We start from the raw sequence: 12,969 nt of genomic DNA on the forward strand, positions 1-12,969 counted from the left end.
GTGGGGGGGGGGGGGGGGGGGGGCCCCCCCCCCCCCCACGTCTCGTCCATCACGATCCGCGACTCAGTACGCGCCTGACCGCCCGCCTGCTCGCCGAGGCCTGAGCGACGTGAGAGGTCTCGGTCAGTCGTTGATGAATGCTTCTGCCGCCCCCACAACTGCGGCGGCGCGCAGCTCGCGGATCGCGGTGATCGGGGTCATCTCTTCAAGGTGCGGGTTCGCACCGGACAGCCATGCGGCAGCCACCCGCGGACCTTCGGTCTCGCGCATCATCGACCAGACGCGGTAGCCGAGGCGCAACTGGTCCTGGGCTGTTTGGCGCGGCGCCGGGCCGTCCGCGCGGGCCCAGCGGGCTGGCATCGAGCGGTCCTTCGTGCCGGTCATGGCCTGGACCAATGTCGGTCCCAGTCCCTCGATGAGTTCGCCCACAAGCTCGTGCAGGTCCTTCCGCATCGAGTTGCTGTGGGCTCGCGACATGGCGTCAATCATCTCTCGAGGCTACAGGAAGACGCGCATGAATCCCCTGGAGATGCCGCATGGAAGCGGCTCGATCCCCCGCACCCTGATCAGGGTGCGGGGGTCTTCTTTCTGTCGGCCGGTTGCGGTACATGTGAGGCACCGTCCGCCCCGCGAGCGATCACTGGCGCCGACCGCTGAACAACCATCTGCGGTTACCCCGGACTGCTCGGCGTGCCGCGATAGGTTCCCTGCTCCTAGAGGGAGTGCTCCTCGTTGCGAAGGTACGGAGCGACCGCGCTCACGGCGGCGTGCGTCGCCGTCCTCCAGGGCGTGAGGTCCCACCCGAAGTACTGCGCGCACCGGTCCATCGCCGTGATGCCCGCGAGGAGCACCGCGCCGTAAAGTTGTGCGAAGCTCTCGCCGTCGAGGCCGATGCCTGCATCCACGATCCCGTCGACCAAGGAAGGTTCGGCACTGATGATGAGCTGAGCCGTTCCGTGCAGCTGCCCGTGCAGCACCGAGCTCGTGAAGAACTGCAGGGCCCGGCCCAGCCCATTCTCCTCGCCGGCCGCATCGGCGAAGATGCTCTGGAACAGCTCGCGCTGCGACGGCACGCGCTTGTCGAGGCAGCGATCAGGCTTGACCCCCGGCTTCCATGGCTTCCCCGCCTTTCGCGACTTAGCGGTCGTCCAGCAGTACCCGAGCGCCTGGGCTGATGACCTGATCCCCAGGATCTGGCGCCCGACGTTTTCTCGCGGCCCGCGGCCGAGTGAACCGATGAGCGCCTCCTGCTCGTTGAGTGCGTCCAGTCGCAAGTTCATGCGGCGTCGAACCCGCTCACGCGTATCGATACCCGGCTCGAAGAGCCAGTGGATGAGTGCGAAGTTCTCGAGGCAGGGGCGCACGACAGAGACCATGGCGAGAACGACGCGAGGCTCGAAGGTGAGGGTGACGAGCGCGAGCATGTGGTCAGCGCACGCGGCGAGCCGTGCTGACACTTCGTTCTCTAGCTCGAACAGCGGTCGCCCCCAGGCTCCGTCGAAGGAGGTGTCTGCAGAGTCGATCTCCGCGGGGCTGCCGGGGCACGCTGGACGGCCCCCGGCGGCAGCCAGCGCGTACGTCTCGTCGACGACCTTGCGCAGGAGCCTCGCAGCGTCGCGGAACTCTCTCGGCACCTCGGTGTCGACCTGTGCCATGGCGCCCCCTTCCCTCGCGTGGTGTGGCCGGGGCGAGTCTGGCATGGCCGGAAGTCAGAGGAACAGGGGTCACCTGCACGTCATGACGCGGTCGTCTCGGCAACCGGATCCTCGACGGGGACGAAGAGTCGCTCGACGGCGGCGCGGCGCGCGGCGTGTCCGCGGCGGTCGTAGCCGGCTGTGGTGGCGGGGTTGACGTGACCGAGCACCTTCGACGCGGTCGACAGGTCGGCGCCCGACTCGAGGAGATCGCCGGTGAAGGTGCGTCGCAGGTCGTGCGGTGCGACGTCGTCGCCGACACGGCGCGCGACGACCTGGGCCACGGTGTCAGTCGACATCCTCCGCTCGAGCACCGGCCGGCGCGGGACGGTGCGGCTCATCGGAGCCAGCAGCGGCCCAGGCTCGCGGCCGCGCAGATCGATCCAGGTCCGCAGCGCTCTGCGCACGCCGGGGGCCAAGGGCACGTCGCGCACGACGCCGCCCTTGCCGGTGACGACGACGGACTCGAGGTACTCGTCGAGGTCGGCCATGTCGATCTTCACCGCCTCGCCGCGGCGCAGGCCGGCACCCACCAGTAGAGCGATGAGCGCGGTATCGCGGCGGGCCGTGAGAGAGGGGTCGAGCGCGAGCTCGTGGAAGACCTGCTCGACCCGTCGAGCCGGCAGGTGACCGCGTGACTGCTTCTCCTCGTTGCGCGGCTGCTTCTCGGGGGTGACGGCGGCCAGCCGCGGCGTCGCTTCGTCGTGGGTGAGCAGGCCGGCCTTGAGCGACTCGCGCACGACGGAGCGCACGGAGTCTCGCATCGCGTTGCGCGTGGAGGTCGACGTCCAGGTGCGCCGGATGCCGGCGTCGATCGCCTCGAAGGCTTCGACCGGCAGCACGGTGAAGTCGGTGGCCCACACGCGGGTCGGATCGGTGATCCGCTCGTCAGCCGCCATGACCGCTCGGGCGAGGCGCTCGAGCCGGAGCTGCTTCGTGCGGTGTGACCCCCTCGCGACGGAGCGCGCGACGGTCCGGTGCACGAGCGTCGGATTAGCCAACGCGGCGTCGGCAACGGCCTCTGCGACGAGCGCACGAGACACGAGCGCCCGTCCTGGGGGATTCGCCCCCTCTGTGGGCATCTCGTAGCGCTCGATCTCCATCACGCGACCCTAGCAGCGGATGTGTCCGCGATAACAGCCATTATGCGGATACGTTGGCGGCGCTGTTGAGCGCGAGACGGAACCGCCCCGGATAGGACGCCATTGCTAAGGCCTGATCGATGACGGTAGGCCGGATACAAGCTGGGCCGCCGCCATCCTCTTCGGGTCCGGCGCGGCTCACGCCCCTTGCGGATGAGTCGGCCCTATGTTCAGGATGTGCGCAGAGAGCGGCAGCCCATTGAGGCCAAAGTGACCTCCCTGGCGATGGTCGTGAGTGCGGGTGCGATCGTCATCGCCGGGGTCCTCCTCATGTTCCTGTCCGTTCAGGGCTGGGCCGAGGGGATCTGGGAGGCGCTCCTGGGGCAGGTCGGGGGACTACTTGTCGCGACCGGCTTGCTCACGGTCGTGTGGGAACTGTACGGGCGGCGAACCTTCGCCGCGGAGATGTTCGCGAAGGCGAAGCTCTCCGCCGACGTCGTGGACTCCGGGATCACGCGCGTGACCGACCAGTACCTCGACGACGTCGAGTGGAGTGACCTATTCGAGGGAGCAGCCCACGTCGACATCGTCGTGGCCTACGCGAACACCTGGCGCAACACCCACCGCCAACGTCTCCAACGCGTTGCGAGAGCGAAGAGCTCCCGCATCCGGGTGTTCCTCCCGGACCCGGACGATCTGCAAACGATGAGTAACCTCGCCCAACGTTTTGACACCACTCCGGAGTCGGTCGTGGCGAAGATCAACGAGGCGATCACCGAGTACAAGTCGCTCGCTCAGCCCGGCGGAGGAGTAGTGGAGGTGTACGTCAGGGCAGGTGACGCATTGTTCAGCGCCTACCGCTTCGACGGTCGAGCGGTGCTCACGCTGTACTCGCACGGTCGGGAACGTCGGACGTCTGTGCCAACCTGGGTTGTAACGGGCGGTGAGTTGTTCTCCTTCGTGCGACAGGAGATCGACGCCATCCACGATCAGAGCACTCTTCGGTAGGAGGTAGTCCCACATGGCCACGATCAAGCAAGACGTCGTGGTGCGGCGTGCCGACATCGATGACGAGTGGCTCGAACGCGCCCGAACGGCCGAGTCGCTAGGGTGCGACATCGAAACGACAGGTTTGGACTGGCGGACCGACCAGATCCGCACGATTCAACTGGCCACCGACTCTTCGGTCGCCATCGTCCAGATGGGTCCCGGCGATCGTCCTGAACGCCTGATCGACCTTCTCTCGGACCGTAAGGTCACCAAGGTCTTCCATCACGCACCGTTCGACCTGCGGTTCCTCATCCAGACGTGGCAGGTCGCACCCGCATCCATCGCTTGCACCAAGGTCGCGGCGAAGATAGTCGAACCGGGCCTCGCCAGTGAGATGTACTCACTCAAGCCGACTCTGGAACGGCTACTCGGCGTCGCGATCGACAAGACGCAGCAGGTGTCGGACTGGTCGGCCCGCGAGCTCTCCCGCGAGCAGCTCGCATATGCCGCGAACGATGTGCGCTACCTCGTTCAGCTACTCACAGAGCTTCGCGGCCGAGCGATCGCACGGGGGGTCGCCGACACGCTCGATGCGTCGTTCGAGTACCTGCCAATCCGAGCGAAGCTCGACACTCTCGGCATCGGCGACGTTTTCGACTACTGAGGTCGATGGCTCTCGCAAGAGGGTTCGACCACGGCCATCTCGGTACGGTTCGGCCAGACGCTCCCGTCCCGGACTCGCGGCCAGTGTGAGACGGCATCGAGCCCGTGATGGTTCGGGCCCTTCCCGCCGAGGTGGCCCGCGATCCTGTCCCAGGTCAGAGCAAGTGCTGCGGATGTCGCCGAGTATGTCTTTATGTAAGTCAGCGACACGCGACGGCATTGCCGCGATCCGCGCCTGATGCGTGGGATGCTCGCGTCATGGTCGCCCCAACCACTCTGCTGCCGCCCAGGCCGCGTAGGCGCACCCGCGCCAATGGCGTGGATGGACTGGCGATGCTCCAAGGACGCGTTCCGGTTGAGATCCACCAGATGGCGGCTGCTCAGGCCGCCGCTGCGGGGATCTCCATGTCGGTCTACCTCGAGCAGATCGTGCGTCGCACCGAGACTGACGAGCGCGGCCGCCCCCTGTGGCTGGCCGACTTCCTGATCGAGAACTTCGGTACCGAGTACGCCCAAGAGGTCCTCGACCTGCCCGCCGAAGCTGGGTCTGACGCTGCCCCTGAGGCTGCGTTGACCGGTCCACAGTCCGAGTCTGACGAGGAGGCGCCCGTCACGGACGGCTAAGCAGAAGCAGAGAACCCGACCTACCGGCAAGTAGATCGGGTTCTCGAGGTCATTACCTTCGTCGCGGTTGCGAAGCCCAAGAGACGAAGGCTGGAGATGAGGGTCAGAAGCTTGGCGGCTTCGTCGCGCCCTCATGAAGTTGTTGGAGCCATCATTACACGGTCTGCTTGCGCTTGCGTATGCATAAGTCCCGGCGTGTCGAGTTCGTACGCGCTCGCCCCCGAGGCTGCCTGGGCGCTGTCCGGCCAGATCTCGCCGCGCCCGCGGGTGCGCGTGGCTCCTCGTGATGCCTCCGGCGCCGTCGCGAACACCTTCCCGAGCACGCTGGCCCTGACCTCCCCCGCCCCCGACGTCCCCTGGGCCGTCCTGCTCGCTGACGCCTCGGGCGTCTTCCGCCTGCTGTGCTTCGACCTCGACGCCCACGACGGAACCGACGCCGCGCGTGACCGGGTCGAGAGCGACCTCGCGACGCTCACCGAGCTGCTCGACGTCGCCGAGATCGACCACCTCGTGTGCGCCTCTGGTCCCAGCGGCGGCCGCCACGTCTGGGTGCGCGTGCCTGACGGCCTGGCGGCCGACGTCGTGCGGTCGCTGGCCCGCGGGCTCGCCACCCTGCTCCCCTCGCTCGACATCACGGCCCTGAGCAACCCTGCCGCCGGCTGTGTGCGCCCTCCGGGCGCCCCGCACCGCACAGGAGGCGTCTCCGTGCCCCTGAGCGACCCGTTCACATGGGCCGAGCACGACACGACGCCGCAGAGCGTCCTGCGCCTGTACCAGCTCGTCCTCGAGCGCACGCGTGACCTCGTGCAGCCGGACGTCTCGCCTCGTCAGCTCGTGAACGTGGAGGTGGACGGCAAGGGGCGCCGGTACCTGCGAGGGGTACGGCGCGCGCTACCGGCTGCGTCTGCTGCGGCTGCTGCACGGGTGCAGGTGGCTGATGCGTCGCGTGACGCCTGGAGGGTGCTCCTGGGCGCTGCTCGCGCCTGCTGGCGCTACGAGGACGTAGCTCGTCTCGCGTTCACGGAGCGCGCTCCTGGGCTCGAGCACGTGCGCACCGCTGTGCGCGGGTCGCAGCGTGTGCCGCGGCGCGACGGCGGCCGCCACCTGATCCACCAGTGGAACCGTGCTGTGGCACAGGTCGCTGCGACTCCCGTGCCTGCGAGCTCGACGCACGACGTCGACTTCGACCGCCGTGCTCGCGCGATCGCTCAGGCAGGGCTCTCGGTCCTCGACGCGATGAGCGCGTGCCCGGGCCGGTGGCGGATCGGCGGCGGCCCTGCTGACGAGCGCGTGCTGCGGGCACTGGTGCTGTGGTCCGCGCAGGCCGTCGCGCTTGAGGTCGAGGCGGACATCCGCCGCCTGGCGCTCACGTGCGGCATCAGCCGGGAGACGGCGCGACAGGCCCTGTGGCGCCTCGAGGGTGAGGGCTGGATCCGGCAGGTCAAGGAAGCCGAAGGCCCCCACGGAGCGGTGTGGTCGATCGAACCTCGGGCGATCATCCACAGGGAAGGGCTTGAAGAGTTGCCACAAGCACACTCTGCGCCCCCTGGGGCTGGTGCGGCTATGCGTGAGGGGGTCATCGGTGAGCTCGAGCGCTGGCTGCAGGTCTGCGCACACGACGCCTTCGCCCCCGCCGGGCTGGGGCTCGCCGCCGGCAACGCCCTGGCGACCGTCCACCTGCGGCACTCCTCCCCCGCTGACGGCCCTCCCCGCCCGGCTAGCGCTCCTCCGTCCGCCGTCGACGACTCCACGCTGCTTCAGGACTGCCTGCTCGCCGGGCTCGACCCGGCTGAGTCGCTCGCTGGGCTGCTCGCCGCGGCCCACGTCTTCGCGCTGACGGCAGGGACGTCGAGGATCACCGCCCGACGACGTCGCCGCTACGCGCTCGAGCGGGCTGTGTGGGCGTGGTGGCAGGCGGAGACGACGTGGATGCGCACTCCGGGGCACGCCGACCCGAAGCGCCGGGCGTTCCCCGGCCAGGGTGCGCTGCAGGTAGACGGCTCTGGCGGCTCTGGCGGCCCCACTGGCCCTGCCGGTGTGGCGGGCGCCGTGTTCGCACCGTTCCCTCGTGTCGTCGGCCGAGGCTCGTGGCGCAAGGCGGCCTCGCTGGTCTCTCGCGGCTTCGACCCCGTTGTCGTAGCGACGCAGCGCTCCTGGGCGGCAGCCGCCTGAGAGGGCGGTCGTCTGCGGGGCTTTCCACAACCCGTGCCAGCCTGTGGCGTGTCAGGTCGCACACCCCGCATCCTCGTTGGGTGGACGATCTCGATGAGCAAGCGGTGCGAGCCCTGTTCTGGGCTCTGCTCGAGGGCGATCCCGCGGCCGCGGGAGTGGTCTGGCGCACGGAGGCCGACATGCTGTGACGAACGGTCGCCCCTCGACGACTCCTGGTTCGCGCTCTCGGCTCGGTCCTGACCACCCCCGCCTGTAGGCGCTAGCTCCCGACCGGGCGTCCGGTGCGGAACTGATCCTCGTTCGGCGGATACGGCACCCCGTCGTTGTGCTCGTTCGCCAGGCGCTCGAGCTCGCGCTCGAGGGCGACCGCCACCATGCCCGTCATCGAGCGGTGCACGCCGGCTCGCAGCACGGCGGTCTCCGCCCGCTGGATCAGGTCGAGGTCGAGCTTGTACGTGCGGGTGACCTTCGGGGCAGGAACCTTCGGGGCCGGTGCGACGACGGGTGCTGCGGACGTCGCAGGGGCAAACGCCGGCGCGGACCCAGTTGCTTCGGCCGCAGTGCTCTGCTCGACATGAGGCTCGTTCACCGATGCCGAGCTCTCATCGGGGGCCCGTTCGGCCTCTGAGGCGGCTGTCTTGATCGGCTGCAGGTCAGGCGTGAGAACGATGGGGCTCACCGCCCCCGGCCTGCGCCGTGCCGGCGCGCTCACGACACGCTCGCAGACGTCTCGGCGAGGATCCGCTCGACGACGTTGCGAGCGACCTGGTCGAACAAGGCGGTGGTCGTGCGCCCTCGATCGTCGTTCCACGCGCTCAGTGACACCGCGGCGGCGTCAGCCTCGGCGAACCGGGCCCACTCCGGGATGTAGTCGGGCGTGAGCTCCTGGACCACACCGCCCGGCAGGGTGCGGGTGGTGCGCAGCGACCACACGAGGTTTCCGAACCGCTCCTTGACGCCCTCGATCTGGAATTCGGCCTCTGCCGTCGAGCGCTTGCGGGTGACGACCACACCGGCGACCTCCAGTGTCGGGTTCGACAAATCCTCGGCGTGTGCGGCGAGGAAGTCGCGCATGCGGATCGCGCCCTCGACGCTCTCGTAGCCGGCGTCACACGGGATGACCACGACGTCGGCCGCGGCCATCGCCATCTGCATTAGGTGGCCCAATCCGCGTGCGCCATCAATGAGCACCACGTCGTAGGCTCCAGTCCAGCCCCCACCCAGCGCCTTCTTCAGTCGGTGCACCGCTCCGACTCCCCCAGCCTCACCCGCACGGTTGATCAGGTCGAACCGAGCCGGGATGACGTCGACGAGCTCAGACTCCGGCGTCGGGTTGCCCGTCTCGTCGACCCAGCCGCATCCGATGACAGCGCCCTGGCCAGCTCCTTCGACGTTCGCCTGGATCGCCTCGGACACCGACGGGATCGGGTTCGCTGGACCCCACTCGATCCCGAGGCGCCGGGTGGCGTTGGCCTGAGGGTCGGTGTCGACGACGAGCACGTTGAGCCCTCGTCGAGCGAGTGCCGCCGCGGTCTGGACGACGACGCCAGTCTTCTGCACGCCGCCCTTGTCGTTCGCGAACAAGATGGTCTGAGTCATGCGTGGCCTCCGGGACCGTTGTCTTCAGGGAGTCTCATCGTGGAGCTAGCCAGCCAGGGTGTGCATGACACCCGGGGCGCTTGATAGATAGATATATAGCAGGCAGTAGCGCAAGATAGATGGCTGCGTGTCTATACAGCACGACTGCTGGTCTGCATGCCAGCATGAAGTCATGACGACCAGTACCCCCAGCGTGATGGCTGCCGATGCCTCCGTGGGAGGCCTGCGCGACGTGATGACCATCGCCTCAGAGAAGGGGGGAGTGGGCAAGACGTTCGCCACGCTTGGTCTTGCTCGTGAACTCGCGAGTCGCGGACTGAAGGTAGGGGTTATCGATCTCGATCCCCGAGCTACAGCGACCGTGTGGCTCGGCGTCGATGTGCCAGAAGGCGAGCACATCGGGGCGATCCTCGGAGTCGACGACGTCGACGGTGCTGCTGCGGACCTCGCGCTGCCGACCCCGTGGCACCCAGCTCTTGCGCTCGTTCCCGGAAGCCGCGACCTTGCCGTGCTTGAGCAGACGAGTCCTGAGTACGGCGAACTCCGTCTGCGCCGCGCGCTGGCCGGCTGGGACGTGGACGTCGTACTTATCGATGCCCCCAACCGCCAGGGCGGCTTCCTCATCCGATCGGCGCTGACAGCCTCGACCCGGGTGGTCTATACGACGACCCCGGACGAAGACGGCCGAGCCGGTGTGGAATGGGCCAGGTCCAACGTTTCCAGGTTCCGCACCATGAGCCCCCTCAACCCCCAGCTGGCGGAGGGCGGGGTCATCGTCACCCGTTGGCCCGACACAGTCACCACGCGGGACGCAAGAGACACCCTCGCGGCACTTGAGGAAGACCTCGGTGACCTCCTCCTGCGGCCATTCATCCCCGAGCGTGTTGCTGTGCGTGAGGCACGCAAGGGTGAGGTCTGGTGGGGGGACTACCGCAACGGCCGCGTCATCACCGAGTCCTTTGCTGGCCTCGTTGACCGACTGTGGCCCGAAACGTCCGTGGAGGCACGATGAGCATCTCCGACGACCGCCCGACTCCGCGCCGCCGCCGGGTCGCACCCCCGTTGGGTGATCCGATGGTGCCGTCCACCCCGCCGGTCCAGGGCGTTGCGCCCTATGCCCAGCCGGCAGTGGCAGCCGCTGCGCTTACACGGCCGGAGGCGGTCCCATCGACGAGCGATCGCACGGCCAAGGAGGGCGAGCCTGTGCGGGGTAACAAGAACCAAGGGGAGAAGGCGCGGGATGCAGCCGACCTCCTGGCATCGTTCGCTGCACCGAAGTCCGGTTCCGAGGCCACTGTGGCTACGTACCTGCGCACCTCACCGGCGACAAGGGAACAGTTCCTCGAGTTGGCAGCAATCTCGGGCAGGTCGCAGAGAGAAGTCTTCGAGCTCATCGTGGCGGACTTCTACCGCAGGCTAAAGTCCGGATCGGTGGACTAGTTCACGCGCATCCTGAAGGTCTAGTCGAGGCGTTCCGCCTCAAGCTCCACCCGCAGCCTAGAGCCGGCGACTGAAGTGCTTCTTCCCCGTGGCTAGCCCTACTCGGATTCGACCGCGGCCGCGTGACCGCTGGATCTCTATGCCTGCCGCATCGGGGTACCGCCACGTGGCGTCGTCGCCTGGCTCGATGCGAGTAGGGAGAGGTGCGCTGATCTCAGGTATGAGTATCAGGGGCAACGGTACTGAACTCCCATCACGGAGAACGATCGCTAGCTCGGTGATGGTGACGGGGCTGCGGCCAAGGTTTGCTGCGACTACCTCTATGCAATCTGGTAGATGGGCCAACCTGCCGACGGGTATGGCAGACCCTACGGAGACCTTGATCCGGTGACCGTCGAGCGCGTGCGATCGTACTTGCCACAGCAACGAGATCAAGCTCAACGCAATCGCGGCGATCGAGAGGATGAGCTCCATGACGCAAGGTTAAGGCCACGCCGCGACGTGAGTGCTAGCGCGTGCCATGGGAGTTTCGATACGCCCTCATTCGGTCGCGCTTCGCCTTGAGACCATTGGCACCGAGTGGGCCTTGCTCGAAGACCTGCGCGACGCCGCCCGCGTGGTGATCGATCATCGCGGACAACCTCTCCACGGTGACCTCGCCAAGGCGATCAACGCTGCCCTGTCGCGCAGCGGTGCGATCCACCCTGGGCGTCTGCGGAGCCATGAGGACCGGGTCGTCGTGGCCACGATCCACGTTCAGCATGAGCCAGCCACGATCGATGACGCTCAGCTGGAGGCGTTCGTCGCACGCCGCACCGCCATGAGTCCTGAGGACCGTGCTGTGAACTTCTTCGTCGAAGTCACCAAGGCGCAGCCGTACCGGGCAGGTCCGTGCGGCGGCCAGGTTTCCACAGCGCCCGTTGTGCTGCAAGCGATCAGCAGTATGGCCCGGCACTCGGTGCCGGGCCATACTGCTTTTCCGCGACGGTCTATGGTCGGTCCCATGCTTGTTCTGGGGATCATCGCTAACGTCGTTGCACTTGGCAGCGCCGCCATCGCAGTCGTGGCACTTCAGCAGGCCAGGCGGGCCGCAGATGCAGCAGAACGGTCTGCAGGCGCTGCGGCCGTGACGGCGGAAGCCGACCAGGCAGAAGACCATCGCAAGCGACAGCCACGGCTCTTCGTGGAGCTCGAGCAGTCAGTACCCCATGACGCGACAGGGGCGATCTACCGCGTGAGGAACGACGGGCCCGTGGATCTCGAGTCGGTGCTGGTGCACCAGCCTGTTCCTGACGTTGGCTCGGACCAAATTGTCCATCCGGTAGCACCTGCAGGTGGAGACTACGGGGCGGTCGCCGAGATCGGCCCCATCCTGATGGGTGCTTACGGGAGGTTCGCACTCGGCCTGGGTAGTAGCCCACAGTTGCCAGAGTTCCATGTCAGGATCGTCAGCCGCGCCGGCGATGAGGACTGGCACGAGGTGTTTCCTTTGAAGAGACCGCGGCGTCCTCGGCCCGGGCGCATTATTTCCTAGGTGTGCTTCACTCCCGGGGGTCTAGATCGGGGCCCGGTGGATGTGGCGCCTGGGTGAACGGGAGTGGCCGTCCCATGTAGCCTTGCATCGCCGGCAAGTAAGCCAGACGCTAGGACGCGGCCCAGGTGGCCGCAGCCGTGCTGAAGCCAGAGGCTTCCGTCGCGGATTCTGACTGAGGCAAGCGAGCCGGACACTGGGCGCGGCATCCTTCTAAAGGGCCCTCAGCGGGGAAGCTGGGTTGGAGCGCACGTTCTCCCGCGGGAGTACCCGCAACGGGCCCGCGGGAGAACCGGCCCCTTCACGATGGTGGTTGACGAACGCGCTGATTCACACGCAAACCCGCTGCTCGCAGCGTATGAGCGAAGACTCGAAGGTCAGCTCGAGCCGTGTCCGGGTCGCTCGGAACTGAGAATGAGAACTTCCGGCCCTTCGTGTCCCTCAGCCGGAACGTCGTCTCAGAGTTGCCGCCCACGACGCGCCAGCCCTGGGCTTCGGCACTGCGTCGGATCATCGCGAGTTCCGCGGCCAATACCTGATGCGGATCGTGCCTCTGGGGCGACGACCCGTGAAGCGCAGGTGAGAGACGTCGCCCGTGCAGCTCGATTGCCTTTGCTGCCTCGAGTGTCGCAGCCATGAGGGCGGCTTCGCGGGGACGACGTTCAGGGTCATAAGGGGGGAGTCGGGTGATCCCGTTGAGATCAGACGGGATCTTCAGATCCGGTAATGTGGGGCTGAGCATGAAGACGCGCTCCGGACCGAGGGTGCCCATGGCTAGCCCGAGTTCGAAGAGCACGTTGTCCCGGGGGGACTTGCCAACGACGCCTCGGCTCTCTACGACGTCGTCAGCCGCCATGACCATGACCGCGAAGTCAGATCCCCTCATGGAGCGCCAGAGGTCGGTCATCGTGTACTGGCCAGCCACGAACGTTCCTTGGTCCCAGAGGGTTGCCTCGCAGGGCGACGCCTTCTCGAGGGCGACTTGGAACGCGCGCGCTACGTCGACACTCTCGGATGAAGAGCCAATGAAGACGGTGAGCTTCCTAGACACGCGTTCTCGTTTCCTTGAGCGGCACTCCCAGCGGTGATGATCGTATGACGCTGGATGGCCTCGCCTCGTCTCCCCGGAGCCGCCATCGCGCAGGTGGTCGAAGCCGCTGGTCTCGCCAGCACC

The 12,969-nt window shown here is 67.4% G+C and carries 14 protein-coding genes; 7 read left to right on the plus strand and 7 right to left on the minus strand.

Annotated features, from left to right (window positions below; genetic code table 11):
• Positions 1 to 123 precede the first annotated feature (123 nt).
• The 3 genes from AC4F3Q_RS13175 to AC4F3Q_RS13185 all read right to left on the minus strand — a co-directional run bounded on the left by AC4F3Q_RS13175 (position 124) and on the right by AC4F3Q_RS13185 (position 2,797).
• Entirely contained in the window at positions 124 to 489 is a 366-nt protein-coding gene (locus AC4F3Q_RS13175; protein ID WP_491040364.1) for a hypothetical protein, read from the minus strand.
• A 224-nt stretch (positions 490 to 713) separates the two neighbouring features.
• Positions 714 to 1,655: a hypothetical protein gene (locus AC4F3Q_RS13180; protein WP_491040365.1), complete on the minus strand. Its 942-nt coding sequence runs from the start codon at positions 1,653 to 1,655 to the stop codon at positions 714 to 716.
• Positions 1,656 to 1,735: 80 nt separating this feature from the next.
• A complete protein-coding gene (locus tag AC4F3Q_RS13185; RefSeq protein ID WP_491040366.1) occupies positions 1,736 to 2,797 on the minus strand; it encodes a tyrosine-type recombinase/integrase in 1,062 nt (353 codons plus the stop codon).
• Positions 2,798 to 3,046: 249 nt separating this feature from the next.
• Between AC4F3Q_RS13185 and AC4F3Q_RS13190 the strand changes: the two genes are divergently transcribed.
• The 4 genes from AC4F3Q_RS13190 to AC4F3Q_RS13205 all read left to right on the plus strand — a co-directional run bounded on the left by AC4F3Q_RS13190 (position 3,047) and on the right by AC4F3Q_RS13205 (position 7,225).
• Positions 3,047 to 3,784: a hypothetical protein gene (locus tag AC4F3Q_RS13190; protein ID WP_491040367.1), complete on the plus strand. Its 738-nt coding sequence runs from the start codon at positions 3,047 to 3,049 to the stop codon at positions 3,782 to 3,784.
• 13 nt (positions 3,785 to 3,797) lie between these two features.
• Positions 3,798 to 4,430: a ribonuclease D gene (locus tag AC4F3Q_RS13195; RefSeq protein ID WP_491040368.1), complete on the plus strand. Its 633-nt coding sequence runs from the start codon at positions 3,798 to 3,800 to the stop codon at positions 4,428 to 4,430.
• Between the two features lie 368 nt (positions 4,431 to 4,798).
• Positions 4,799 to 5,053 carry a hypothetical protein gene (locus tag AC4F3Q_RS13200; RefSeq protein ID WP_491040369.1) on the plus strand — a complete coding sequence of 85 codons (255 nt, stop codon included), beginning with the start codon at positions 4,799 to 4,801 and terminating at the stop codon, positions 5,051 to 5,053.
• Positions 5,054 to 5,248: 195 nt separating this feature from the next.
• A complete protein-coding gene (locus AC4F3Q_RS13205) occupies positions 5,249 to 7,225 on the plus strand; it encodes a hypothetical protein (protein WP_491040370.1) in 1,977 nt (658 codons plus the stop codon).
• A gap of 259 nt (positions 7,226 to 7,484) precedes the next feature.
• Here AC4F3Q_RS13205 and AC4F3Q_RS13210 read toward each other — a convergent pair whose 3' ends face one another.
• Positions 7,485 to 7,814, minus strand: a complete 330-nt coding sequence (locus AC4F3Q_RS13210) for a hypothetical protein (protein WP_491040371.1) — start codon at positions 7,812 to 7,814, stop codon at positions 7,485 to 7,487.
• A gap of 119 nt (positions 7,815 to 7,933) precedes the next feature.
• Positions 7,934 to 8,824, minus strand: a complete 891-nt coding sequence (locus tag AC4F3Q_RS13215) for a ParA family protein (protein ID WP_491040372.1) — start codon at positions 8,822 to 8,824, stop codon at positions 7,934 to 7,936.
• Between the two features lie 172 nt (positions 8,825 to 8,996).
• Between AC4F3Q_RS13215 and AC4F3Q_RS13220 the strand changes: the two genes are divergently transcribed.
• Together AC4F3Q_RS13220 and AC4F3Q_RS13225 are read left to right on the plus strand one after the other, a co-directional pair.
• Positions 8,997 to 9,836, plus strand: coding sequence for a ParA family protein (locus AC4F3Q_RS13220; protein ID WP_491040373.1), 840 nt, complete (start codon positions 8,997 to 8,999; stop codon positions 9,834 to 9,836).
• Positions 9,833 to 10,264 carry a hypothetical protein gene (locus AC4F3Q_RS13225; protein WP_491040374.1) on the plus strand — a complete coding sequence of 144 codons (432 nt, stop codon included), beginning with the start codon at positions 9,833 to 9,835 and terminating at the stop codon, positions 10,262 to 10,264. The genes AC4F3Q_RS13220 and AC4F3Q_RS13225 overlap by 4 nt, the downstream gene beginning before the upstream one ends.
• 57 nt (positions 10,265 to 10,321) lie before the next feature.
• On the opposite strand, the gene AC4F3Q_RS13230 is transcribed toward AC4F3Q_RS13225, so the two are convergent.
• The gene (locus tag AC4F3Q_RS13230) at positions 10,322 to 10,738 is read right to left on the minus strand and encodes a hypothetical protein (protein ID WP_491040375.1); all 417 of its coding nucleotides are present in this window, start codon (positions 10,736 to 10,738) and stop codon (positions 10,322 to 10,324) included.
• A gap of 112 nt (positions 10,739 to 10,850) precedes the next feature.
• Here AC4F3Q_RS13230 and AC4F3Q_RS13235 point away from each other — a divergent pair, with 112 nt between their 5' ends.
• A complete protein-coding gene (locus AC4F3Q_RS13235) occupies positions 10,851 to 11,798 on the plus strand; it encodes a hypothetical protein (RefSeq protein ID WP_491040376.1) in 948 nt (315 codons plus the stop codon).
• A 298-nt stretch (positions 11,799 to 12,096) separates the two neighbouring features.
• Here AC4F3Q_RS13235 and AC4F3Q_RS13240 read toward each other — a convergent pair whose 3' ends face one another.
• The gene (locus AC4F3Q_RS13240; protein ID WP_491040377.1) at positions 12,097 to 12,846 is read right to left on the minus strand and encodes a TIR domain-containing protein; all 750 of its coding nucleotides are present in this window, start codon (positions 12,844 to 12,846) and stop codon (positions 12,097 to 12,099) included.
• Between the last annotated feature and the right edge of the window lie 123 nt (positions 12,847 to 12,969).

The sequence above is a fragment of the Flavimobilis sp. BM9 genome (assembly GCF_058313055.1).